The sequence below is a fragment of the Litorimonas sp. genome (assembly GCA_029936425.1).
Taxonomy (GTDB): Bacteria; Pseudomonadota; Alphaproteobacteria; order Caulobacterales; family Maricaulaceae; genus Litorimonas.
This window is the reverse complement of the sequence record JAPYSU010000001.1, coordinates 48,058-69,928: the sequence shown is the minus strand read 5'-3', so window position 1 is coordinate 69,928 and position 21,871 is coordinate 48,058. Positions and strand designations below refer to the sequence as shown.

Annotated in this window: 25 protein-coding genes; 16 read left to right on the top strand and 9 right to left on the bottom strand. The window is 52.0% G+C overall.

Annotation, left to right across the window (positions count from 1 at the left end; translation table 11 throughout):
• Positions 1-12: 12 nt before the first annotated feature.
• Complete coding sequence (locus ACN0IC_RS00380) at positions 13-1,380, bottom strand: glutamate--cysteine ligase (RefSeq protein WP_416876761.1); 1,368 nt, start codon at positions 1,378-1,380, stop codon at positions 13-15.
• A gap of 204 nt (positions 1,381-1,584) precedes the next feature.
• Between ACN0IC_RS00380 and ACN0IC_RS00375 the strand changes: the two genes are divergently transcribed.
• Positions 1,585-2,706 carry a DegT/DnrJ/EryC1/StrS family aminotransferase gene (locus ACN0IC_RS00375; RefSeq protein ID WP_416876760.1) on the top strand — a complete coding sequence of 374 codons (1,122 nt, stop codon included), beginning with the start codon at positions 1,585-1,587 and terminating at the stop codon, positions 2,704-2,706.
• On the opposite strand, the gene ACN0IC_RS00370 is transcribed toward ACN0IC_RS00375, so the two are convergent.
• Both ACN0IC_RS00370 and ACN0IC_RS00365 read right to left on the bottom strand, forming a co-directional pair.
• Complete coding sequence (locus ACN0IC_RS00370) at positions 2,701-3,666, bottom strand: DUF2793 domain-containing protein (RefSeq protein WP_416876759.1); 966 nt, start codon at positions 3,664-3,666, stop codon at positions 2,701-2,703. The genes ACN0IC_RS00375 and ACN0IC_RS00370 overlap by 6 nt on opposite strands.
• A 112-nt stretch (positions 3,667-3,778) precedes the next feature.
• Positions 3,779-4,522 carry a 16S rRNA (uracil(1498)-N(3))-methyltransferase gene (locus ACN0IC_RS00365; RefSeq protein WP_416876758.1) on the bottom strand — a complete coding sequence of 248 codons (744 nt, stop codon included), beginning with the start codon at positions 4,520-4,522 and terminating at the stop codon, positions 3,779-3,781.
• 199 nt (positions 4,523-4,721) lie between these two features.
• Between ACN0IC_RS00365 and ubiA the strand changes: the two genes are divergently transcribed.
• The 3 genes from ubiA (at position 4,722) to ACN0IC_RS00350 (ending at position 6,991) form a co-directional block, all read left to right on the top strand.
• Positions 4,722-5,678, top strand: coding sequence for a 4-hydroxybenzoate octaprenyltransferase (gene ubiA, locus ACN0IC_RS00360; RefSeq protein WP_416876757.1), 957 nt, complete (start codon positions 4,722-4,724; stop codon positions 5,676-5,678).
• Positions 5,679-5,901: 223 nt separating this feature from the next.
• Entirely contained in the window at positions 5,902-6,342 is a 441-nt protein-coding gene (gene msrB, locus ACN0IC_RS00355; protein WP_416877057.1) for a peptide-methionine (R)-S-oxide reductase MsrB, read from the top strand.
• A 52-nt stretch (positions 6,343-6,394) separates the two neighbouring features.
• On the top strand, positions 6,395-6,991 hold the full coding sequence (locus ACN0IC_RS00350; protein ID WP_416876756.1) for a hypothetical protein: 597 nt from the start codon (positions 6,395-6,397) through the stop codon (positions 6,989-6,991).
• 396 nt (positions 6,992-7,387) lie between these two features.
• Here the strand turns inward: ACN0IC_RS00350 and ACN0IC_RS00345 are convergent, their stop codons facing one another.
• Positions 7,388-8,110 carry a ZIP family metal transporter gene (locus ACN0IC_RS00345; RefSeq protein ID WP_416876755.1) on the bottom strand — a complete coding sequence of 241 codons (723 nt, stop codon included), beginning with the start codon at positions 8,108-8,110 and terminating at the stop codon, positions 7,388-7,390.
• Between the two features lie 90 nt (positions 8,111-8,200).
• On the opposite strand from ACN0IC_RS00345, the gene ACN0IC_RS00340 reads away from it, so the two are divergent.
• The 7 genes from ACN0IC_RS00340 to ACN0IC_RS00310 all read left to right on the top strand — a co-directional run bounded on the left by ACN0IC_RS00340 (position 8,201) and on the right by ACN0IC_RS00310 (position 14,879).
• Entirely contained in the window at positions 8,201-8,641 is a 441-nt protein-coding gene (locus tag ACN0IC_RS00340) for a MarR family winged helix-turn-helix transcriptional regulator (RefSeq protein WP_416876754.1), read from the top strand.
• A gap of 145 nt (positions 8,642-8,786) precedes the next feature.
• Complete coding sequence (locus tag ACN0IC_RS00335; RefSeq protein WP_416876753.1) at positions 8,787-9,335, top strand: hypothetical protein; 549 nt, start codon at positions 8,787-8,789, stop codon at positions 9,333-9,335.
• A gap of 66 nt (positions 9,336-9,401) precedes the next feature.
• Positions 9,402-10,100 carry a DsbA family oxidoreductase gene (locus ACN0IC_RS00330; RefSeq protein WP_416876752.1) on the top strand — a complete coding sequence of 233 codons (699 nt, stop codon included), beginning with the start codon at positions 9,402-9,404 and terminating at the stop codon, positions 10,098-10,100.
• Positions 10,101-10,130: 30 nt separating this feature from the next.
• On the top strand, positions 10,131-10,535 hold the full coding sequence (locus ACN0IC_RS00325) for an MAPEG family protein (protein WP_416876751.1): 405 nt from the start codon (positions 10,131-10,133) through the stop codon (positions 10,533-10,535).
• Positions 10,536-10,609: 74 nt separating this feature from the next.
• Complete coding sequence (locus tag ACN0IC_RS00320) at positions 10,610-11,995, top strand: TldD/PmbA family protein (protein WP_416876750.1); 1,386 nt, start codon at positions 10,610-10,612, stop codon at positions 11,993-11,995.
• Positions 11,982-13,085 (top strand): inositol monophosphatase family protein, encoded by a 1,104-nt coding sequence (locus ACN0IC_RS00315; RefSeq protein ID WP_416876749.1) that lies wholly within the window; start codon positions 11,982-11,984, stop codon positions 13,083-13,085. The genes ACN0IC_RS00320 and ACN0IC_RS00315 overlap by 14 nt, the downstream gene beginning before the upstream one ends.
• A gap of 15 nt (positions 13,086-13,100) precedes the next feature.
• Positions 13,101-14,879: an ABC transporter ATP-binding protein gene (locus ACN0IC_RS00310; RefSeq protein ID WP_416876748.1), complete on the top strand. Its 1,779-nt coding sequence runs from the start codon at positions 13,101-13,103 to the stop codon at positions 14,877-14,879.
• A 22-nt stretch (positions 14,880-14,901) separates the two neighbouring features.
• Here the strand turns inward: ACN0IC_RS00310 and ACN0IC_RS00305 are convergent, their stop codons facing one another.
• From ACN0IC_RS00305 to ACN0IC_RS00295, 3 genes are read right to left on the bottom strand one after another with little or no spacing between them, the layout of a single operon-like run.
• A complete protein-coding gene (locus tag ACN0IC_RS00305; protein WP_416876747.1) occupies positions 14,902-15,816 on the bottom strand; it encodes a class I SAM-dependent methyltransferase in 915 nt (304 codons plus the stop codon).
• Positions 15,817-15,851: 35 nt separating this feature from the next.
• On the bottom strand, positions 15,852-16,832 hold the full coding sequence (locus tag ACN0IC_RS00300) for a complex I NDUFA9 subunit family protein (RefSeq protein ID WP_416876746.1): 981 nt from the start codon (positions 16,830-16,832) through the stop codon (positions 15,852-15,854).
• 60 nt (positions 16,833-16,892) lie between these two features.
• Positions 16,893-17,357, bottom strand: coding sequence for a low molecular weight protein-tyrosine-phosphatase (locus ACN0IC_RS00295; protein ID WP_416876745.1), 465 nt, complete (start codon positions 17,355-17,357; stop codon positions 16,893-16,895).
• Between the two features lie 8 nt (positions 17,358-17,365).
• Here ACN0IC_RS00295 and ACN0IC_RS00290 point away from each other — a divergent pair, with 8 nt between their 5' ends.
• From ACN0IC_RS00290 to dapD, 3 genes are all read left to right on the top strand, one after another.
• The gene (locus ACN0IC_RS00290) at positions 17,366-18,079 is read left to right on the top strand and encodes an NAD-dependent deacylase (RefSeq protein WP_416876744.1); all 714 of its coding nucleotides are present in this window, start codon (positions 17,366-17,368) and stop codon (positions 18,077-18,079) included.
• 569 nt (positions 18,080-18,648) lie between these two features.
• Positions 18,649-19,110 (top strand): YaiI/YqxD family protein, encoded by a 462-nt coding sequence (locus tag ACN0IC_RS00285; protein WP_416876743.1) that lies wholly within the window; start codon positions 18,649-18,651, stop codon positions 19,108-19,110.
• Between the two features lie 71 nt (positions 19,111-19,181).
• Positions 19,182-20,012 (top strand): 2,3,4,5-tetrahydropyridine-2,6-dicarboxylate N-succinyltransferase, encoded by an 831-nt coding sequence (gene dapD, locus ACN0IC_RS00280; protein ID WP_416876742.1) that lies wholly within the window; start codon positions 19,182-19,184, stop codon positions 20,010-20,012.
• Positions 20,013-20,085: 73 nt separating this feature from the next.
• On the opposite strand, the gene ACN0IC_RS00275 is transcribed toward dapD, so the two are convergent.
• Positions 20,086-20,532, bottom strand: a complete 447-nt coding sequence (locus ACN0IC_RS00275; RefSeq protein ID WP_416876741.1) for a hypothetical protein — start codon at positions 20,530-20,532, stop codon at positions 20,086-20,088.
• A gap of 112 nt (positions 20,533-20,644) precedes the next feature.
• On the opposite strand from ACN0IC_RS00275, the gene ACN0IC_RS00270 reads away from it, so the two are divergent.
• Complete coding sequence (locus ACN0IC_RS00270) at positions 20,645-20,803, top strand: hypothetical protein (RefSeq protein ID WP_416876740.1); 159 nt, start codon at positions 20,645-20,647, stop codon at positions 20,801-20,803.
• Between the two features lie 219 nt (positions 20,804-21,022).
• Positions 21,023-21,496: a CreA family protein gene (locus ACN0IC_RS00265; protein WP_416876739.1), complete on the top strand. Its 474-nt coding sequence runs from the start codon at positions 21,023-21,025 to the stop codon at positions 21,494-21,496.
• Positions 21,497-21,626: 130 nt separating this feature from the next.
• On the opposite strand, the gene ACN0IC_RS00260 is transcribed toward ACN0IC_RS00265, so the two are convergent.
• Entirely contained in the window at positions 21,627-21,863 is a 237-nt protein-coding gene (locus ACN0IC_RS00260; RefSeq protein ID WP_416876738.1) for a DUF5710 domain-containing protein, read from the bottom strand.
• Between the last annotated feature and the right edge of the window lie 8 nt (positions 21,864-21,871).

The following is a 21,871-nucleotide window of genomic DNA, read 5'->3' as shown; positions in this document are numbered from 1 at the left end:
GCCTGGAAATAGCTAGAAAATGCATTCTTTATATGTACGGGTGATATCGCCATCCCACGCCCCGTTGAACAAGTCGATGAGACGATCGGCATTACTTTGCCCCGTCATCGCCATACGGTCCAGTTCCTGCAGGAAAACGGTTTCGTTTTCACCGTGAGAATTCATTTTCGCGCGGGCATTCAGGCCAGCTCGAGAGATTTCGAGAATATCCTTGGCCATTTCCTGAAAAGTCTTCCCGCGAATTTCAGTTTGAAATCCCTGTTTCGGTACATCGACGCGCATTTGCTGGCGCTCCTGCTGCGTCCAGTCTTTGACATAATCCCAAGCCGCATCGAGCGCAGAGTTATTATATAGTAGGCCGACCCAGAAAGCCGGAAGCGCGCAGAGTTCATCCCACGGCCCTGTATCCGCCCCGCGCATTTCAAGGAATTGCTTCAATCGCACTTCAGGGAAAATAGTCGAAAGATGATCTTCGAAATCTGATAAGGTCGCCACTTCGCCCGGCACTACGTCCAAAGTCCCGTCAAGAAAATCACGGAATGATTTCCCGGCGGCATTTAGATATTCGCCGTTCCGATAGACAAAATACATCGGCACATCGAGCGCGTAATCGACATATTGTTCATAGCCGAACCCTTCGTCAAAAACGAACGGCAACATGCCGGTGCGGTCTTTATCGGTATTGAGCCAGACGCGGGAGCGGTAGGATTTATACCCGTTCAGCTTGCCCTCCTTGAAAGGGGAATTGGCAAATAGCGCTGTGGCCAGAGGCTGTAACGCCAGACTAACCCGGAATTTTTTGACCATGTCGGATTCAGAGGAAAAGTCGAGATTGGTCTGAACCGTGCAGGTACGAAACATCATTTCGCGTCCATGCGTATCCACTTTCTGCATGTAATCGCGCATAATCTGATAACGCCCTTTAGGCATGATCGGCACATCTTCGAGTTTCGTATCCGGCCGGAAACCGAGCGACAGAAAGCCCGCGCCGATTTCGTCTGCAACTTCTTTGACCTCGCGTAGGTGACGGGTCACCTCGGCGCAGGTCTGATGGACATGTTCCAGCGGCGCTCCGGAAAGCTCCAATTGTCCGCCGGGCTCTAGCGAAACAGACCCGCCATCGCGTTTGAGAGCAATTAACTTGCCCTTTTCTTCTACAGGCTGCCAATCAAAACGCTGCAGCCCCTCTAGCATGGCCTTAATTGAACAGGGCCCGTCATAAGGGAGGGGCAAAAGCTTGGCGTTACAAAATCCAATCTTTTCATGTTCCGTTCCGATGCGCCAATCCTCAATCGGCTTCTCACCTTTGGCGAGATAATCGATCATTTGCGCTTTATTACGTAAAGGCACTGTCGTCTTACCGGAACTGGGTGCGGCCATGGGGAGTCCTGATGTCATCCGTCAAAATATCTTGCCCCCTTACCCCCTCCCTCACTCTTGAACAAGGCTACAGAGGAGCCGTGTCCTCACTTTAATTTGATGACCCGCCTCAAACTGTAAAACTTTGTGATGAGCTGCCGCCGTAATATGGCTTTGCCGCCGCCGCGCATTTTCCTTATGACCCTTGAAAAAAGGAGCCCGGAAATGGCCATTGATTTTATTGACTTGAAAGCACAGCAAGCTCGCCTACGCCCGCAAATAGACAGCGCCATTGCCGCTGTTCTGGATCACGGCCAATATATTCTAGGGCCTGAGGTCAAACAATTCGAATCGGAATTGGCGCATTTTGGCCAGGCGGAACACGCCATGGGCTGCGCGAATGGAACTGACGCCTTGCTACTGCCCATGATGGCGTGGGGCATGCCGCGCGGCGTCGCCGTATTCTGCCCAAGTTTTACCTATTGCGCGACGGTCGAAGTCATCGCGCTTCTCGGCGGCGTGCCAATCTTTGTCGATATTGATCGCGAGACGTATAATATGTGTCCGGACAGCTTGCGGCAGGCGATTGAGGGAGTGAAAGCCGAAGGCAAATATACACCTTGGGGAGTCATCTCGGTCGATCTGTTCGGACAATCTGCGGATTATGACCGTCTCACTCCGATTGTGCGCGAGCACGGGCTGAAATTCATCGCCGACAGCGCTCAGGCCTTTGGCACGACCCTGAACGGCAAACAGCCGCTTCATTACGCCGATATCGCGACAACCAGCTTTTTCCCGGCCAAACCGCTTGGGTGTTACGGCGATGGCGGCGCTATTCTGACGAATGACGCCGAACATTTACGCATTATGCGCAGCGTTCACATGCACGGCTCTGGCCGCGACAAATATGATAATGTGCGGATTGGGCTGAACTCCCGACTGGATTCCATTCAGGCGGCGATTCTCTCCCAGAAGCTTTCCATATTCGAGGAAGAGATATCGCTGCGCAACGACGTGGCAAAACGGTATATTGACGGGTTGAAAAGTAACACACTTCGCGTCCCCTCCGTCCTGGACGGCGTCGTCTCCACTTGGGCTCAATTTACTGTCGAGGTGCCCGATCCGGACGCTCTCGGTGCGGCCTTGCGCGAAAAAGGCATTCCGACGGCCCGGTATTATCCAAAGCCCGTTCATAAACAGACCGCCTATCAGGACTACCCCATCGGGGCGGGCGGACTGGCCAATACGGAAGACGCCATGAGCCAGGTTATCGCTCTGCCCATGCACCCTTATCTGGAAGAGGACGTTCAGGACAGGATTATCGAAGAAATCAAATCAGCTTTATAGAATGAAGCTATAAGTAAAATCCCAACTGCCCCCAAACCGGTTTTCGACCTGAATGACGCCTGTTCCGGCGCTGAGAGAGGTTTTGCCGACATCTCCTGTAGTTCCGGTCAGTACAACGGAGCCTTTATTCGTAATACCGGAGCCTTTGGCAAGCGTGACCAATCCAAGCGATCCGCCTGTGTCATAGGCAAATATCCCGCTATGATGGGATTGCGGAAAACCCACCGTACTTGTCATCATGATCGCTATAAGGCCGCCTGAAGTGGGTGTCGGGATTTCGGCCATTTCGTCCTCGGCAATTGTAACAATTCCGCTCCGCAGTAAAGGCGTGAAAATACCGGGTTGAACAGGTTCGCTGCGCAGGGTTTCCTGCCAGCTCCCATCTGGCTGCCGCATCTTGAAAGACAGGGCGTCATTTCCCGCCAGTCCGATTTCGGCCGATCCCGCAAAATCGGTTTGAAAGGTCAGACTGGCCGTATCAGCCGGAGCCTGACGATTGATCTTCATCTGATGATCGGAGCCCTCGTGATTGAACAGACTTGCAGGAGAGGAAACGGCCAACCGGTTCGTACTGTCCGCCGCCGCCCCGACTCCCAAGAGATCAAGATTTTGAAAGGAAGGTTCTGCCGCAGCTTTCTGCCAATCCTCAGCCTGTTTCACGTAAATGGCCTGATCCTCTTCGTTCCAGATCAGCGTCCCGATGGGCGCAGCGTAAAATTCCCAGATACCATTTTGCCAGGCCGCAATCTCCCCTGCGTGGCCGGTCCATGCCTCCGTCGGCACATCAGACAGGGCGAAACGCTCTCCTTCTTCAGCGTCCTCGGGCGGGTCGGATAAGTTCGCGCCCCGCACTGTGATGTTGATGACCATATCGAGTTTTTGGAACGCCGTGTTGACGGTGATATGTTTCTGCGCTTGAGCGGGCGCAATAAAGGGCAAGGCAAGGTTTTGAGTCGGCATAACTGTCTCCGTTTCTTTTACGGAAAGACTAAACCCGTTTTGGTAACCGGGACTCCGGTTTTGAAACCGTCAAATCTTTCAGGCTTTTAGACGAACATAACCATGGATATATTTATTCGAGATGCGCGTTCCAGTCGCCTTGCACCGCCTGCCACAGACTCAGCAGAGACAGCGCCGCCGTATCCGCACGTAAGATGCGCGGGCCCAGGCTCACCACCGTAACATTTCTATGAGCCCGCAACGCCTCCCGTTCGTCCTCGATAAAACCGCCTTCCGGGCCAATTAAAAGCGTCACCGGCGCAGGCACGCCTTTCAAAGCCTCCAGAGCCGGAGCCGCTTCTCCGGCCTCGTCAGCAAAAACAATATGGCGTTCCAATTGCTGTCCCAGCCAGTCGAGGAGTTTTTCCGGCTTTGAAAGAGCCGGAATATCCAGTCTTTCGGTTTGCTCCGCCGCCTCGATGATTTGCGTGCGGGCTTTATCGAGATTGAGTTTCGGAAATTGCGTGCGCGCTGTCAGGACAGGCTCGAAACGGGTCACACCCAGCTCCGTGGCCTTTTCAAAGATAAAAGCCGTGCGGTGGCGTTTTACAGGCGCAAAGGCCAAAGTGACATCCGGCAGGGCAGTAGGCGCGCGGAGCTGTTTTGATAAATCGATTTCGGCGTTGCGCTTGGAAAGGGCTGACAATCTCCCGAGCCACTCCCCGTCGCGGCCGTTAAATAACCTCACTTCATCGCCTTCATTCATCCGAAGAACAGTCGCCAGATAATGAACCTGTTCCTTGGGGAGGGAAACAGACTCACCCGCTTTTAACGGACCCTCGAAAAACAGTCGTTTCAAAGTATAATTTGCTCGCATGGGATTGTCATAACGGATGAAGGGACGGTAAGCACGGAGAATGTCACTTTACAAAAATATTCCTGTCATTCCGCACGCAGGCAAAGCCGGAGATGCGGAAGGTCGAAAGGGGAAGAGCCAATCGCCCTTGGGCTTACAATCTCTCGGCCTTCCGCATCCGCGCCCTACGGGCTTGTGCGGAATGACAGGAAATAATTAAATGACCGAACCCACCCATATCGCTGACTCTTCCAAAACCCATTGGGTCAATCGGGCGCCGCTTTCCATCCGTCCTTATCTCCAGCTTTCACGACTGGATCGTCCTGTGGGCTACTGGCTGCTCACTTTGCCGGGATGGATAGGTCTGTCCTTTGCGACACTGTCCCATGGATTTGCATGGAGCGATTTGACCTGGGCCGCGCTGATCCTGATCGGCGCTATTGCCATGCGGGGGGCGGGTTGCACCTATAATGATATTGTCGATCAGGATCTGGATGCGAAGGTCGAGCGCACAGCGCTTCGCCCCTTGCCCGCCAAAACCATCACGACAAAGCAGGCCTGGATTTGGGTCTTTGCGCAATGTTTTGTCGGGCTTATTGTATTGCTCTGCGTGCCCAGGCTCGCGCAGATAATTGCGCTTTGCTCCATCCCCCTTGTCGCCGCCTACCCCTTCATGAAACGCATAACCTGGTGGCCGCAGGTCTGGCTCGGCCTGACTTTCAACTGGGCCGTTCTGGTCGCTTACGCCGCCAAGACGGGTGAGATAAGCTTCCCGCTCCTAATCCTTTATGCGGGGCTGATTTTCTGGACGATAGGCTATGACACGATCTATGCCTGTCAGGACATTGAGGATGACGCCATGATCGGAGTGAAAAGTTCTGCAAGGGGCTTTGGCAAAAAAGTCAGACTAGCTGTCAGCATATGCTATGCTATGCTGTTTCTGTTATTAATGATTTCCATCTCAATAGCGCTGCCCACTGGGCAGACTAATTCCTTCAGCTTTGTCGCACTTTTAATATCTATACCCTTCGTCGTTCATTTAATTTGGCAAGTTTCAAATTTTAGCCTCTCGGAAGACAGTTTATATTTGAAGTTATTTAAATCAAATCTTTGGGCTGGACTTATCCTCGCCGTTTCCCTCGCCTTAGGTTCGGTCTTACTGAGCTACACAGCATAACCCTCACTAAAGCGTGATGGAAACTTCATCCCCGCCCTGCGCGTATAGTCTTATGTAGGAAAGACATATTTACAGGAGGTCTTCCATGTTAAACAATAAGTTAGACAATAAATTAAATCGCCGTACCTTAGGCCTTGCCGGGGCGGCTTTCGCCCTTTCTGCCTGCACAGGAAATTCCACGGCCAGTGAAGTGCCGACTGGACCAATGCCCGACGCACAAGACATGCCGGAGGGCGGCGCGGATAACACAACGGAGGCAAATATGAGTAATGAAAAATGGGCTAATCTGTCCGAGTCAGAATGGAAAGATCGGCTGACCGCCGAGGAATTTGACATTCTTCGAAAGGAAGGGACTGAGAGATCCTTTTCACACGAGTTCAATGATGTTGCCCCGGGCGGTACATTCGTTTGCGCAGGGTGCGCCTTGCCGCTATTTGAATATGAAACAAAATTTGATTCCGGCACAGGCTGGCCAAGTTTCTACACTCATATTGACGGCGCGGTAGAAACTAAAAAAGACTTTAAACTGGTCTTCCCCCGCACGGAGTATCATTGCGCCCGCTGCGGCGGTCATCAAGGCCACGTCTTCAAAGACGGCCCAGAGCCAACAGGTCTGCGTTATTGCAATAATGGCCTGGCACTGGATTACGTCGAAAAGGCATAAATTAACGCTATAGTTATTTAGAGTTGAGTCTTTTTATTTCTCCTATATGTGAATGCATATAGGAGAAATTATGTTTTATCGTCTGTCAAAATTATTGGTCATGTGGTTTTTGGCGAGTTTCTTCGCATTATCAGCATCAGCCCAAAATGCGAATTCAAACGTCTCTACCCCCTTAAATTGGCAGAGCTATTTCTTCACAATGACCTTTAGCGGGTTTCCTGTTAAACCAGACATGCAGAATAAGGCCTTTCCCGGTGAAACCATTTATGTCGTTTCAGATAAGGTGGGAGACACCGCCTTAACCTGCGTAATGAATAAATTTCGGGCCACTGTAGAAGTGAAACCAACTGATTTCGAAGGTATTGTCACAGGTTCAAAGACATCCCGACGCGCGCATGCTCGGGAAGTGGATTTTTATGTTAACGAAGAAAAAGTAGCGGACGGAAAATGGACATATGTCCCTAAACTGAAAATTATTCTATCTTCAAAAAAATCAGATTCCCTGCGACTATACAATGCGGCAATACGCGGTGATAAAGTAGATCTCAAAGTCAGCGGGATATCCAAGGTGGAACTCAGTCTTCCTGAACCGAATGAGCACTTCATAAACTTTGGCGGAGCTTGCGGAATAGGACCGAATGCGCGCTAAAGGTGATTCCAACTCCAAATCGAAGCCGCCACTTATAAAATTATGGTTAATATTGCCTTAAACCCCAACCAAATTTCATGAAATTTCATACTTGCCAAATCACTTTTCGTGCGTAGGTATAAGTTATCGATTGCCGTTCCATGGTGGAGCCGCGTTTATGAAAGGAGGTGTGATTTGTTTATCTATTTTGAGGGGTCTGCCCGAAGCTGTTAGATCAGCCCTTTCGTAAAAGCGAAATCTGGGTAATTAAGCTATCTATTAATGAAACCGGCATGGCGTCCGGTGAGACCCAAACTTCAAAAGAGAGCCCCTTCATACTGTGAAGGGGCTTTTCTTTTTGCGTGTCTGTCTGTGACAGACGGACCACTTCAGACTGTGAAGAGGCTTTTCTTTTACCTACCCCACAAGGCCGTAGCCAATCAGTCCCACTGCAAAGCCTAGCAAGCCGCCATAGGCCGGGAAAAGACCACAATCCTCATCATGGCTTTCCGGTATAATATCTTCAAAGACCAGATAGAGAATTCCGCCCGCACAAAAGGTCGTTATCATTCCGAGAGACAGGTCATTGGATTCATAGACGAACAACCCAAGCATGGCCGCCGCCATTCCGACAAAGGGGGAGAGTGCCATCAGGGGCACGGCCAATTTTCCGGCCTTTTTACTGCCCATTTGCATGTCGCGAAACGCGTTGAATCCTTCGGGCAAGTTTTGAGCTCCAATTATAACCGCCAAAAAGACGGCCTGCTCAAACTCCATAGAGATGACAGCCCCGAGGACGATTGCTTCCGGCACAAAGTCGAGCATCAAAGCCAGCAATTGACCGATCGGCGTATTGCGTTTTTTCAGCCACCAGGAAAGCCCCATAAAAACAAGGCCGCCAATCAGAAACGTTGCGGTCGCGAGCCAGAGCGGTTGGGACTCTACGCCGTGAGGCACAAGAACCAATCCAATGGCCCCGATCAAAGCGCCGCCCCCAAAGGCAATTATCCCGTGACGCAGGGGCGCGCCTATAAATTCGATTCGCTCTTTATTCAGCCATCCGATAATTGCGCCGAGCGTCGCGGCCAATCCGGCCAGTCCGGAGAGAAGAATAGCGCTAAGGATAAAATCTGTTTCCATTTTGACCGCTCTTCTTATGTCCTCTAATCTCTTCGAACTATTCCCACCTGTCTGACTTTACAGACTTTTCCTGTTAAGGACATTCACAATATGGCCATTGCCCGCACAGTTGACCGCCGATTATTCTTTGTTCTTGACCGGGTTCATACGCGTTTGTCTCAACAGGCCGATGCCGTCCTGGCGAAAGGGTCGGCTTTGGGCCGGTCTCAGGCGCTCGTGCTCGTCTTTCTCGGCTATAATGATAATTGCCGGATGAGCGATCTGGCCGAAGGCACAGGTCGCAATAATGCGGCGATTTCCGGTCTGGTCGAACGGATGGAAAGCGCCGGATTGGTGGAGCGCCGTCCGTCCTATGGCGATCGCCGGGTCAAGACGGTGGCGCTTACGGCTCAGGGCTGGTCCAAGCGTGAGGAGGTCATGAATGATTTTCGGGATTTCAATACGCAACTGACCAAAGGACTTGATGACGCGGAAATAGAGGCTGTCTTCAAATTCCTGCGGCTTGCGCCCAATCAGTCAAAGTTATCTTAGTTTATTTTAAAATAGTCCAAAGCTCACCTTAGAAAGGCCATAATCAGCGGCTCTAAAGATTAAATTGGCAGCGCGAGGGAACCAGACAACTCAACCAGTCGTTTATTTTCTGAACAAACGTCAATTTAATGAGAGGAGCCATTCAGTGACACATTCAAATCACAATCTGTTATCAAGAATGGGAATGGCTTTCTGTTTGTCACTCGGTATCGTGACCGCAATAGGCGCAAATGCTCAGCTCAAGCCAGCTCCAATGAAAGCGGATTCGGCGGAAATAGACTCCAAAACCTACATCCTCCCCAAAGAGAGCTCCGCGGCAGTTTTAGCTGCAACGGCCATCACGCCCGCGCGCGATCTTGTCACTCAGGAAAGTGACCGCACGTTGACGAATAATTGCGTCGAGGGCGGCTATGATAAAGAAGAATGTCTCTGCGCCACGCAAATTTTGAAATACGAACTCTCGGTTCGCGATTATGATGCCGCAGCGCTTATTTTTGCGCTGGAGTCTGACCCGGACTCTACCGATGAAAACCTAAATCGGGAAGAGCCAAAAGCCGAGCTTTACAAAAAAGGATATTCGGTTGCGGAATTAGCCGATCTGGATCGGATGACCCGTGATTTGATGGATGGTCCTGATTTTACCTATCGATGCCAGACAGCGGCGGCTTATTACACGCCAAAACCTGAAGCCTAAACAGGCGACTATACCGCATTCATTTAAACGCATGGATTCTCTTGGCCGAGCAGGGTATGAGCGGATATGGCAAAGAAAAAATCCGCAAAGAAAAAGTCCAGACAAAACGCCAACCAAGCCGTCCAAGTGGACATCGTCTCTGATGTGGTCTGCCCCTGGTGCTGGCTTGGCTACCGCCTTTTTGACAAAGCCCGAAAGCAATTTGGCTCTCCCGTTCAATTAAGCTGGCGGCCTTACATGCTCGACCCAACCGTGCCGATAGAAGGCGCAGACTATAAAGCCTATATGAAAAACAAATTTGGCGATGGCCCGAATGACAAGTTCAAGGCCATGCGGGACATGCTGGAAGAAAAAGGTCCCTCTGTAGGAATTGACTTCAAGTTCGACAACATTTCCAGACGGCCTAATACACTTAATGCCCATAGACTCATCAAATGGGCTCAGAACAATGAAGACGCCGGAACGGAAACATCTGAAAAGCTTTTCGAAGCTTTCTTCACTGAAGGCGAAGATATTGACGATATCTCTGTATTAACTCGCATCGCCGGAGAAGTTGGGCTGGATACGGATCTCACGCAAACCCTTTTAGAAGGCGAACAGGACGTCAAAGCCGTACAGGAAGAGATTATGTTTTTCCGCGGCTTGGGCATTTCGGGCGTTCCGACCTTTATCTATAATGGACAATTCGCCGTCCAAGGCGCACAAGATCCCGACGTGCATCTGGACGCAATGAAAAAAGCGGCCGAAATAGGCGTAGAGGAATAGACTTCATCAATCTGAATTTAGGGGAATTTCATGACACTGTTTCAAATCGTAGCGCTTTATATTGCGCTTCATCTTATTCTGGCGCCGGTTTTGATGTTTCGCGTCGGACAAATCCGAATGAAAGAAAAGGTCAGCCTCGGGGACGGGGGAAATGCGCTTCTAAATGCCCGAATAAGGGCTCATGGAAATTACATCGAAACAGCGCCCTTGGCCCTCCTCGGATTATTGGCGCTTGCCATGCTGAACGCTCCGGCGCTTTTGCTTCATTTGTTCGGGGCGGCCTTTCTTATAGGACGATTATTCCACGCGCATGGCATGGCGCAGCCAGGGGCAACGGGTCGGGGCCGCGGCGTCGGGGCTATCCTGACCCTGCTCACCTATGTCGGCACAGCCTTGTGTCTTCTTTATTTCATTTTCACATCTGATTATATTTAAGGCAGGTGAGCTCAAACTGCCTTCCCTTGCACTTAGAAGGTGTTACTTTTCCTAAGACCTGATAACAGGCCCGGATGAAGACACCCTCACCCAAAACCGTTTCCGAAGCTCCTATCAGCGTCGAAGGACTTGCCCCGACACTGGACGCGCTCCTGTCCTATGCCAAACAGGCCGGGGCAGAGCAATGCGACGCCGTCGCAACCCATGGCCGGTCACTTTCTGTCGCTGTACGCGAAAGAGAGCTGGAAGATGTAGACAGCAGTGAAGGCCGCGATGTCGGCCTCCGCGTCATTATTGACGGGCGTCAGGCCTGTGTCTCCAGCTCGGACATGTCGGATATGTCGCTCAAAATGTTGGCCGAACGCGCTGTGGCGATGGCCAGGCTCGCGCCGCGGGATCCTTATTGCGGTCTGGCGAGCAAGACCTTACTCGCCGACCCCAAAGCCGAACCAGACCTCCAGCTTTTTGATCCGACCCTCCGCACCCCTGAAATTTTGAAAACCCGCGCGCTCGAAGTCGAAGACGCCGCTTTGTCTGTAAAAGGCGTCACCCAGGCCGAGGGCGCGAGCGCAAGCTGGGCCAGTTCCGCCATTTATTTCGCGACATCTGAAGGATTCGGATCCGGCTGGCAGTCTTCCCGCCACGGCCTGTCCGTCAGCGCGATAGCCGGAAAAAACGGTTCCATGGAACGGGATTTTGACTATGACGGCACGCGCTGGCTCGAAGATTTACGCGCGCCGTCCGACATCGGCAAGGGCGCGGGCGAGCGGGTTATCGCCCGTCTCGGCAGCCGTAAGATAAAATCCGCCCAACTCCCTGTCATATTCGAAGAACGTTTGGCGGGCTCTCTGATTTCTGCTTTTCTCGGCGCGATTAATGGCAGCGCGATTGCGCGCGGCGTGTCGTTTCTGAAAGATCGTATGGGAGAGAGTGTTTTCGGGGATCAGATTCAAATTATTGATGACCCATTGATTATTCGCGGCCAAGGCTCCCGGCCCTGGGACGGCGAAGGACTTCCTGTGCAAAAGCGGAATTTGATAGAAAACGGGATTTTACAGACGTGGCTTCTCAATCTGTCCGCCGCGCAGCAATTAGGTTTGGAAACGACCGCCCATGCCACGCGCGGTATCGGGTCGCCTCCGGGTATCAGCGCGACCAATAGCTATCTTGCGCCCGGACAGAAAACGCCGGAAGACCTTATGCAGGACATGGGCGAAGGTCTTTTAATTACGGAAATGTTCGGGCCTTCCCTGAATTCCAACACCGGGGATTATTCGGTCGGCGTTGCCGGGGTTAAAATCGAAAATGGACAACGGGCTTTTCCCGTCTCCGAGATTACAATCGCGGGAAATTTAAATGAAGTTTTCAAGACCATGATACCGGCCAATGATATTAAATTTGACGGCGCAACCAATGCGCCGAGCCTCCTGGTAGAAGGATTAACGGTTGCCGGCGCATGACGACATATGTTTTCCTCTGAGTGAAGAGCGCGCCCTGATAGAGCGCGTGGTCCGCGAGGCGGGTCAAATTGCAAAAGACGCCTTTGAGGCGGATGAGGCTGTTGTCTGGGACAAGGTAAAAGGCCATCCCGTGACGGACGCCGATATCGCCGTAAATGATTATCTTCAAACACATCTTCGTAAAGCCCGGCCAGGTTATGGCTGGCTATCGGAGGAAACCAAGGATGATCTTTCCCGCCATGCCTGCCAGCGCACATTTGTTGTCGACCCGATTGACGGCACCCGCGCCTTTATTGAGCGGACGCCAAATTTTGTCGTCTCCGTGGCGATTATCGAAGACGGTCAGCCCATTGTCGGCGCCGTTTTCAATCCTTTGAAGGATGAATTTTACTCGGCGCAAAAAGGCAACGGGGCAACTTTAAACGGAGAGCCTGTTTCATGCTCAGGCCGCCAGGAGCTTGAAGGCGCAGAAATGGTGGGATATCCGCGCAAATTTCGGCGCCTTGGATTTCCTGTCATGCGCGTGCGGATTTCCAATTCCATGGCTTACCGTATGGTCATGGTGGCCAGCGGTAAGGCCGATTGCACGGTGGCCTTCACGCCTAAATCCGATTGGGACATTGCCGCAGCCGCTTTAATCGCCTCTGAATCCGGCGCCATCACCACTAACCTTCGGGGCGACATCCCCAACTTTGACAAGGACAGCACATCCGGCTTTGGCATCATTTGTGCTGGCCCCAAACTCCATGCTTTGTTATTGGAGCGGGTGAAACCCCTGCTTGCGCAATTTGACGCCAGCGAGGATAAGCAGCGTGACTTCAAGGAAATGGGAACGAAAATGTCTGATCGCGAAATGAAATCTATCCAGCTTTTACACATCGTCATGGGCGGCGAACTGGTTGACCCCATGCGCACTGAATTCAAAGATTTGAAGAAGGTGGATTTTGTCGGCGCCTATGCAAGTTTCGATGAAGCTCAAAAAGCCTGGAGAGCTGCGGCGCAGCGCACGGTCGACAGTGCCCACACCCGTTATTTTATCCTTCACGCCCACGATTTGCTTGATCCGGATGGCGACGGAATCATTGGCTAGGCGCTCTATCCCAAAATGAAAATCTCTCCCGAACAGGCAACGGACAGGCAGCGCCTGTCGCGTCTCTGGCGGGACTATATATGGCCGCAAAAAGGAAAGCTCTTTGCGGCCATTTTTTTTATGGCGCTTCTGGCCGGAGCGACCGCCGCCTATACCTGGGTAGTCAGCCTGATTATTGATCAGGCTGGTCAGATGGACGAAAGCCCGGACGCATTGGAGGCCGCCAAACGCTACGCGCTAATTATTCTACCCTTTTTAATTATTATTCCCTTTGTCTCAGGGGTTTCCAATTATCTCCAGCGAATTTTGACCAACGCCATTGCGCTGAACGCGGTCGGGAAAATGCAAAAACAGATGTTCGCCAGCGCGCACGGCGCCGATTACGCCGCCTTTTCGCGGGAGCCGACGGGCAATCTGATTTCCAAATTTACCAATGACGTAACGGTCGTCTCCAACGCGACCATTCGTGTATTGGGTAATGTCATAAAAGACGTGCTGACCGTGGCCTTAACCATTGGGGCGATGCTGTGGCAGAACTGGCAGCTCTCACTCGTCATGACGATTTTTCTCCTCGCCTTCTGGCCCATCATTGCCATTTCGAAAAAAATGCGCGGCAATGCCCGGGACGTACAGGAACATGTCGGGCGGATAACGTCTGAACTCAAAGAAAGTTTTGGCGGGGCGAGAATGGTCAAAGCCTATGGTCTGGAAGCGTCCGAAACTGAAAGGCTAGGCCGGTCTTTTGACGAACGCATTCGTCTTTTCCTGCGACTGGTGACGCAACAGGCCCGCGTCGATCCCATACTTGAAGTCCTCGGCGGTATGGCTCTGGCCGGCGTCGTGATTTTCGGCGCCTTTCAGGTCAATTCAGGACAAAATACAGCCGGATCCATCGGGGCAATTATTACCGGCATCGCCATTCTCTCTCCTCGGCTTCGCGCGCTCGGCACTCTGAACAACGTCCTGCAAGAAGGGCTTTCGGCCGTGTCGCGAATTTTTGGCGTGATTGATACGCAGGCGACCATCCTTGACGCGCCAGAGGCAAAAGACCTCGGAAAAGCGAAGGGGCGAATTAAATTAAACTCTGTCAGCTTTGCCTATGAAGACGGGACGCAGGCCCTTAGCGATGTCACAATCAACGCAGAGCCAGGCCAGACCATCGCCCTCGTCGGCGCGTCGGGAGGCGGAAAGTCGACCATCATTAATCTCATCCCGCGTCTTTATGAGGTGAGCAAGGGCTCCGTCGAAATAGATGGGCAGGATATCCGGCATCTCACACTCGGCTCCCTGCGCCGAAACATAGCGCTCGTCAGCCAGAGCGTGACGCTATTTGACGACAGCGTCGCCGCCAATATCGGACTTGGCGATCAGAGCGCCGATCGCGACGCTATAATTCGCGCCGCCAAACACGCCGATGCCCATGACTTTATTTCCGCTTTGCCCAAGGGGTATGACACCCGGCTGGGCGAGGACGGACTCAGCCTGTCCGGCGGGCAGAGGCAGCGCCTGTCCATTGCCCGCGCTATTTTGCGCGACGCGCCTATCCTCTTGCTCGACGAGGCAACATCGGCCCTCGACTCTGACTCCGAGGCCAAGGTGCAGGCGGCTTTGGAGCGGCTGGAAGTCGGACGCACGACAATCGTTATCGCGCACCGCCTCTCGACCGTGCAAAAGGCCGACCGTATTTATGTCCTGGAAAAGGGCCGTATTTTGGAAAGCGGAACGCATAAATCATTAAGCCAAAAAAAAGACGGGACCTATGCCCGTCTTTTAGCGCTTCAATTACGGGCCTAGGATTTGGCCCTGTCGTTCGTCCTTAGACTTTCTTGAATTTCAGCGTCATTCGGTTGGACTCGCCGATCGCTTCCATTTCGGATCGTAATTCCGGCTGATCTGCCGACACACCCAAAGTCGGAGGCAGTCTCCACACACCCTCCTCGTCCGTCGGTATATCCTGAGGGTTTTCGTTGATGTCGCTCTCCTCGACCAATTCGAAACCGGCGGCTTCCATAATTTCGATCAGATCGGATTTCTTCAGATATCCATTATTTCCATCCGCCCAATCATCCGGCATGTCTTCCCGCGCCTGATGTTGAACAACCCCGACAATCCCGCCGGGTTTTAACAGGGCATAACTATCGGCAAGAGCCTGAGTCAGATATCCACCTTCGTCCTCGAACCGGGCGAGATTGTGCAGGGCGCGAATGAACAAAACCGCATCAACCGTACCGTCGAGCTCTGTGTCCCGATTGCCAAACGCAAAGGCGTCAACAGAAGCGTCTTCGTCAATGCGCCAGCCATTGGCCGTCTCGGTCCAGGTCGCCGGCCAGGTTTTCTTGTTTTCCAGAAACGCTTCATCGGCAAAACCGCCAAATTCCGGCCACATGTCCAAAGAATAATCGACGCCGATAACCTCGCCCTCTTCGCCCAGATAAGGCAGAAGGATTTTGGTATACCATCCGCCGCCGGGCAGAGCTTCGGCCACGCGCATTCCGGGTTCGATATCAAAAAACATCAGGGTTTCTTTTGGGTGGCGATAAGGATAACGCGCCTTTGTGGCCTCATCCTGAGCGGCTAAGACGGATTCGAGTTTCGCCTCGGAACTCACGGCTTGGGCTTCCGTCGTCTCGCCCGAAGCTAACGACGTAGAGGTGTCGCCTCCATTATTGCCGCCGCAAGCGCCTAAGAGCGCGGCCGCAACCCCTGCCAGTAAAATTGTTTTAAAATGCATATCTGTCTCCCCTTAATGCAATTTTCAGGTAAGTATCAGGCTTCTTCCGGCCAGCTATCTTTACCTGGTTGATGAAATTCGCCGTATTTTCTGTATTTGATGAGATAGGACGGCACGATCGCTTCGATAGTTTCCGGCTTTATGCCCAAATCGGCAAAGCCCTGGACGTCTTGGCCGACCACATTGTCATTTTTGAGGTTTTCCACCTGATCGCGTGTTAGGAACGGCTCCAGAAACGGCATTGCCCCTACCATTTCACCGCCAAACCCCATCATATTTGCAGCAAACCATGGTACGGGAACCAGCAAACGCTTCTTCCCGATTGTCTCCAGCATAAACTGCATCAGTTCTTTGAAAGAATAAATTTCCGGCCCGCCGAGTTCATAGGTTTGCGCGCTGGCTTCGGCTTCAACTCGCCGGGCAATCGCGTCTGCGACATCCGCTACATAGACAGGTTGGAACTTTGTTTTTCCGCCGCCTATCAGAGGCAGAGCGGGAGAGAGCTGCGCCATGGACGCAAATCTGTTGAAGAATTCATCTTCATTCCCGAAAATAATAGAGGGACGTACAATATCAACGGTCGGGACATGCTCGCGCACAATCTCTTCGCCTTCGCCCTTGGTGCGGGCATACTCACTTTGACTGTCTTTATCGGCTCCGATAGCCGAGACATGAACAAAATTCGTAATACCTTCTGCGGCGACCGCCTTGGCGAGAGTCTCTGCGCCGCGCACATGTAGCGCCTCAAAGCTTTGCTGACCCGCTTCATACAGAACAGCGACAAGATTGATAACGGCATCAGAGCCTTCTACCGCGCGCTGAACGGATTTCTCAAATCTGAGATTGGCCTGCACGAGCTGTACCTGGCCGACATTGCCGATAACTCTCAGATCCATACCAATATGAGGGCGTCGCATAGGCACACGCACGCGGTAGCCCTTTGCCACCAGAGCGCGCACGACATGTTTGCCGAGAAAGCCTGAGCCGCCGAAAACTGTTACCAAACCGTTTTTCATGTCTCACCTGAAAATCACTATTAAAGACGCGGGAGGAATAGTCCCTCTTGCCGCCTGTGTCTATGAAATTGCTCTGATTTCAGCAATCAAACCCTCGCTAGCCAGCTCAATCAGATCCAGAACCTTATCAAAGCCTTTCGCCCCGCCATAATAGGGATCCGGGACGTTGCGATCTAAAACGCCCTCAGCAAATTCGAGAAATAGTCGCGGCGGCGTTCTGGCGTCTGCCGGCTTGATGCGGCGCAGATGGGACAGATTATAACTGTCCATCGCCAGAATATAATCAAATCTGTCAAAATCTTCGCCGCTCACACGGCGGGAAGTCTGGCCCTCGAAACTATAGCCCCGGGCCGTGCCGGCTTTGACGCTTCGCGGATCGGCCGCTTCGCCGTCATGCGCGCCGGAGGTTCCGGCGCTGTCTATTTCTATGTCCAGACCCGCCTCGGCGGCTTTTTGTCGGAACACCGCTTCCGCCGTCGGGGAGCGACAAATATTCCCAAGACATATGAACAGGACAGAGGGCATAAGGGTTTATGTCAAAACTAAATCATATTGTCATCCTCACAGGGGCCGGAATTAGCGCAGAGAGCGGAATTGACACATTCAGGTCGGAAGGCGGCCTATGGGAACAATACCCCATAGAGCAGGTTGCCACGCCCGAAGGCTTTGCGGCAGATCCGGCGCTGGTTCACAATTTTTACAATATGCGCCGCGCGGCGCTCAAGACAGTCAAACCAAATGCGGCCCATATCGCTCTGGCAAAGCTGGAGAAAGGATTGCACGCGCGCGGCGGATCCCTCACAATTATTACGCAAAATGTCGATAATCTGCATGAACAGGGCGGCGCGGAAAACGTCATTCACATGCACGGAATACTCACCTCTCTGCTGTGTCAATTTTGCGGGCATAGATGGGAGTCCCATGAGGACACGTCTCCAAATGATAGCTGCATTGCCTGTCAACGTAGATCCGGGCCGCGCCCCGATATCGTCTGGTTTGGCGAGATGCCCTATGAGCTGGACCGCATTGACCAGGTCATGAGCCAGGCCGATCTCTTTGTTTCTATCGGGACAAGCGGCGCCGTCTATCCGGCCGCCGGGCTGGTCAGCGAGGCGCGGCGACGGGGAACCAAAACACTCGAATTAAATCTCGAAGAAAGTCAGGGTTCTTATCTTTTCGACGAGAGCCGTCTGGGCAAAGCCGGAGACATAGTGCCAAAATGGGTGGCGGAAGTTTTGGCGGCTTAGCCGCTATTCAAAAAAAAGCCCGGCGCGGGGGCCGGGCTTTAAGTTGGTAGCATCGGGGAAAAAAGATGCCTGAAATCTGATTACCGTCTGGGCGGCGTTTAGCCAAAGCAAATGCGCCCAGACTTCTCGCGTCGCCTTTCCATGATGCCTTTTTAGAGTGTTATTTCTACATTTGTTGAGTTTCTGTGCTTGAGATAAGCCAAGAGCGTGAAATTCAGCAAAGGTCAAAATTCTGTCACATCAGAACCAGTTTTTTGGGGCGGTATCGGACTGGACTCTTGCGGAGTCCCAAAACTCGCCAAGGAGGCACTCTCTGCGCCGCATTCCTGTGCAGGCAGGCCAAATTTCACTGAAACGTCTTGAAATGACTCACTGAATTTCATTTTTGGCCGGCATAAGGCGTTATCGTTAATCCTTACAGGAGTCTCTGATGTTTGTGTGCCTCGTTATTCTCTCGGGCTTGATTTACAACTAGCCAGAACGCCTTCATGACGTTTAAACGTCGATTTTTGTTTTCCGCGCCCGTCAATTTGATAGGGTAAAGACTTATTTCGACCTGAAAGACGCTGATGGTTCATATCTATATTGACGCCGATGCCTGTCCCGTGCGCGAAGAGTGTTATAAAGTCGCGCGGCGCCATCAGGTGCCGGTCACCATTGTCAGCAATTCATTCCTACGCGTCCCGCGCGAACCGGGATTCAAATTCGCCGCTGTGTCCGACGACTTTGATGCGGCAGATGATTATATAGCTGAGCGGGCCGAAGCGAACGCCATAATAATCACATCAGACATCCTCTTGGCCGAGCGGTGTCTGAAAGCCGGCGCGCAGGTTCTCGCGCCGAACGGAAAACTCTTTACCATGGATACGATTGGCGGGCAGCTCGCAACGCGGGCAATCCTGGCCGATTTACGCGCCGGAGCGGAAATGCCGACCCTTGGCGGCCCGCCGCCTTTTACAGATCGGGACCGATCCCGTTTTTTGGAAACACTTCACCTCTGGCTTACAAAACTGTCCTCTGCCGACAATTGACTTGAGACCCATCATGCCTATGGTGCGCGCGATTTTAACCCCCTCTATTGGCCCCTTTACTGGACATTGATATGAACGCTGATGAACTGAAAACCGCCATCGAATCTGCCTGGGAAGAACGGGCGAGCCTCTCCCCGCTAACCACAGGGCTTCGCCGCGAAGCCATAGAGACGGCTATTATGGGATTGGATTCAGGAGAATTCCGCGTGGCTTCTCGCGGTGAGGATGGCAATTGGGTCGTTCATCAATGGCTTAAAAAAGCGGTGCTGCTGGGCTTCAGACTCGAAGGCAATGTTGTCATGACAGGCGGCCCGGCAAGCGGGAACTGGTTTGATAAAGTGCCGTCCAAATTTACGGGCTGGACGGAAACCGAATTTAAAAAAGCGGGCTTTCGCGCGGTGCCGCCCTGCGCGGTGCGCCGCGGCGCCTATATCGCGCCCGGGGCCGTTCTTATGCCGTCTTACGTTAATCTCGGCGCACATGTCGGCGAAGGCACGATGGTGGATACATGGGCCAGTGTCGGCTCTTGCGCTCAGGTCGGTAAAGATTGCCATATAAGCGCCGGGACAGGTATTGGCGGCGTTTTGGAGCCGCTTCAGGCCAACCCGACCATCATTGAGGATAACTGTTTTATTGGCGCGCGATCCGAAGTGGTTGAAGGCGTAATTGTTCGGGAAGGTTCTGTCTTGGCAATGGGCGTGTTTATCTCGCAGTCCACTAAAATATATAACCGGAATACCGGCGAAATCAGCTATGGCGAGGTTCCGGCCTATTCCGTTGTGGTTCCCGGCACTTTACCTTCCAAGGATGGAAGTCACAGTCTCGACTGCGCTGTGATCGTGAAAACCGTGGATGCCAAGACCCGATCCAAAACAGGTGTCAACGAATTGCTTCGCGATTAAGCCCTTTTGCTCGAATTACTTAAATGAAAAAGGCTCCGATTGGGGCCTTGTAATATGTCTGATACGTCAATTTCTAGAAGCGGGTTTTAACCCCGGCGCCCGCAACTGTATAAAGCGGTTCGACATATCGACCATCAGGCATTTTGGCAGAACGATAATAATTATATTTCTTATATTCGATTTCCTGAGCTTCCTGTTCCGATCTGTCGGGCAGGCCAATATAAACTCGGCTATTCGGGGCGACTTCATATTTAAAAGCGGCCTGATTATCGGTCCTGACAACAGAAGGTTCTTTCAAGGTCTCGATCGGTTCAATTCTGATCTTTCTGTCTGACTTATCGAGATCAATCGTTTCCAGTTTTTCTGTTTCCTGATGAGAAAGAAATGTTGAGGAGGCGTCAGTTTTTACATATTTCCAGACACGTTGCTGTCCCTCTTTGACGACGAGCTTGTTCTCATCATCTGCGAAAGCTGCCGCGCTGCCGGAAAGGGCAAAGGCGGAGGCGAGTAGACATGTCATTAAGTGCGTTTTCATACCTAAATTACGCCGGGTTATCCGAAACGTTCCTTTTAACGCTGTGGAACTACATTTTTCCCTGCCCGTTGATGTAGTGAGTAAATAAGGAGTAGTTATGACGGATAAGACATCAAAAGATAAAAATCGGAAAGTTGAAAACCCGACTGAATCGGAACTCAAAGCTGAAAAAGACCTCAAAGGGAAACTGAAACAGGCTGATTTTCCTGAAATGAAGCATCAGGCTGACGCGGCTCTTGGGGAAGAAGAGGAGTAAACCGCTGATATTTCAGTAATTTCTAGGCCGATATGCGGACTGAACAAATTAGTGTGTTTTTTTCGGAACTTTTTCGGCGCGGCAGGAGTTACGCTCACATATTTACAACGCGCTATAATCCCTCCCCTTGATATTAGCGCCTTTTGACCCGGTGACTGTTCCCCTTCTCAGTCCCCGGGTCTTTTCGTTTTAGGGGCCGTCACGTCCAGAGTTTTTTCTATGAAATCGTATCTATATGCTTTTTTCGCCCTGTTACTTGTTTCCTGTGGGAGCTCTGGACAAAATGATGTCGGGGAAATCAATAATGACCTGACAGGAAATGAAATCAAGATCGATTCCTTTGAAGATGAAAAAGTGTCCGGCATCACCTGTCACATAGCCCATTTTGACCGCAGCGTTATTGATAGGCTCAGAAAAGGATCTTGGTTTGAAAACCCTTCTAATGGATCTATTAATTGTGAACAAACCGGCCCGATTGTAATTGGCGATATTGACCGCGGAAAGAGCGGCGAAACTCTGGTAAAGCAAAAACAGGCTTTGTGGTTCAAAACATTAAGCGTTCGCCGCGTTTACGATGCGGAAGCAGACACTCTTATCTATCTCATTTACTCCAAAGAAGTCGTGGAAGGCTCCGCCAAAATGAGTTTGAGCACAGTGTCGCTTTACGGCCGCGACGTGACCTGGAAAGAGTAATCTCGTAAATATAAGCGGAGAGATTTCACCTGCCAATAAAAACCCGCCTCGTAAGGCGGGTAGTCTAACGATTTCAGCGACTTTCCTAAGAAGCCTTTTTAAAAGAGGCTCCACCTTTAAGACGCCACTTTTAAGACGCGAGAGGAAGCTCAAAATTCTGGTTATGGGCGACTTTGGCCTCTTTAGCCGCGAAGCCACGATCTTTCAGTGACTGCTCGGCCTGGGCCTCTTTCCGCCAATCGAATATTGTCGCCAGGGCGCTGCCGGACGGGCAATACCAACGCTTTACAGATGGATCCCAACGGGCGCCGAGCCGTTTGGCCAGCTCACGATCCTTGTAACTTACATTCAAATACTTCTTGGTCATAACACCAC

What these genes read in the sequence shown, in the direction of transcription:
- ACN0IC_RS00330 (WP_416876752.1), top strand. Translation starts at nt 9,402, where the DNA reads ATGGCAAAGAAAAAATCCGCAAAGAAAAAGTCCAGACAAAACGCCAAC.
- ACN0IC_RS00380 (WP_416876761.1), bottom strand. Translation starts at nt 1,380, where the DNA reads ATGGCCGCACCCAGTTCCGGTAAGACGACAGTGCCTTTACGTAATAAA.
- ACN0IC_RS00270 (WP_416876740.1), top strand. Translation starts at nt 20,645, where the DNA reads ATGACGGATAAGACATCAAAAGATAAAAATCGGAAAGTTGAAAACCCG.
- ACN0IC_RS00300 (WP_416876746.1), bottom strand. Translation starts at nt 16,832, where the DNA reads ATGAAAAACGGTTTGGTAACAGTTTTCGGCGGCTCAGGCTTTCTCGGC.
- ACN0IC_RS00340 (WP_416876754.1), top strand. Translation starts at nt 8,201, where the DNA reads ATGGCCATTGCCCGCACAGTTGACCGCCGATTATTCTTTGTTCTTGAC.
- dapD (WP_416876742.1), top strand. Translation starts at nt 19,182, where the DNA reads ATGAACGCTGATGAACTGAAAACCGCCATCGAATCTGCCTGGGAAGAA.
- ACN0IC_RS00320 (WP_416876750.1), top strand. Translation starts at nt 10,610, where the DNA reads ATGAAGACACCCTCACCCAAAACCGTTTCCGAAGCTCCTATCAGCGTC.
- ACN0IC_RS00265 (WP_416876739.1), top strand. Translation starts at nt 21,023, where the DNA reads ATGAAATCGTATCTATATGCTTTTTTCGCCCTGTTACTTGTTTCCTGT.
- ACN0IC_RS00345 (WP_416876755.1), bottom strand. Translation starts at nt 8,110, where the DNA reads ATGGAAACAGATTTTATCCTTAGCGCTATTCTTCTCTCCGGACTGGCC.
- ACN0IC_RS00285 (WP_416876743.1), top strand. Translation starts at nt 18,649, where the DNA reads ATGGTTCATATCTATATTGACGCCGATGCCTGTCCCGTGCGCGAAGAG.
- ubiA (WP_416876757.1), top strand. Translation starts at nt 4,722, where the DNA reads ATGACCGAACCCACCCATATCGCTGACTCTTCCAAAACCCATTGGGTC.
- ACN0IC_RS00365 (WP_416876758.1), bottom strand. Translation starts at nt 4,522, where the DNA reads ATGCGAGCAAATTATACTTTGAAACGACTGTTTTTCGAGGGTCCGTTA.
- ACN0IC_RS00260 (WP_416876738.1), bottom strand. Translation starts at nt 21,863, where the DNA reads ATGACCAAGAAGTATTTGAATGTAAGTTACAAGGATCGTGAGCTGGCC.
- ACN0IC_RS00290 (WP_416876744.1), top strand. Translation starts at nt 17,366, where the DNA reads ATGTCAAAACTAAATCATATTGTCATCCTCACAGGGGCCGGAATTAGC.
- ACN0IC_RS00275 (WP_416876741.1), bottom strand. Translation starts at nt 20,532, where the DNA reads ATGACATGTCTACTCGCCTCCGCCTTTGCCCTTTCCGGCAGCGCGGCA.
- ACN0IC_RS00325 (WP_416876751.1), top strand. Translation starts at nt 10,131, where the DNA reads ATGACACTGTTTCAAATCGTAGCGCTTTATATTGCGCTTCATCTTATT.
- ACN0IC_RS00305 (WP_416876747.1), bottom strand. Translation starts at nt 15,816, where the DNA reads ATGCATTTTAAAACAATTTTACTGGCAGGGGTTGCGGCCGCGCTCTTA.
- ACN0IC_RS00350 (WP_416876756.1), top strand. Translation starts at nt 6,395, where the DNA reads ATGCATATAGGAGAAATTATGTTTTATCGTCTGTCAAAATTATTGGTC.
- ACN0IC_RS00370 (WP_416876759.1), bottom strand. Translation starts at nt 3,666, where the DNA reads ATGCCGACTCAAAACCTTGCCTTGCCCTTTATTGCGCCCGCTCAAGCG.
- msrB (WP_416877057.1), top strand. Translation starts at nt 5,902, where the DNA reads ATGCCGGAGGGCGGCGCGGATAACACAACGGAGGCAAATATGAGTAAT.
- ACN0IC_RS00375 (WP_416876760.1), top strand. Translation starts at nt 1,585, where the DNA reads ATGGCCATTGATTTTATTGACTTGAAAGCACAGCAAGCTCGCCTACGC.
- ACN0IC_RS00310 (WP_416876748.1), top strand. Translation starts at nt 13,101, where the DNA reads ATGAAAATCTCTCCCGAACAGGCAACGGACAGGCAGCGCCTGTCGCGT.
- ACN0IC_RS00295 (WP_416876745.1), bottom strand. Translation starts at nt 17,357, where the DNA reads ATGCCCTCTGTCCTGTTCATATGTCTTGGGAATATTTGTCGCTCCCCG.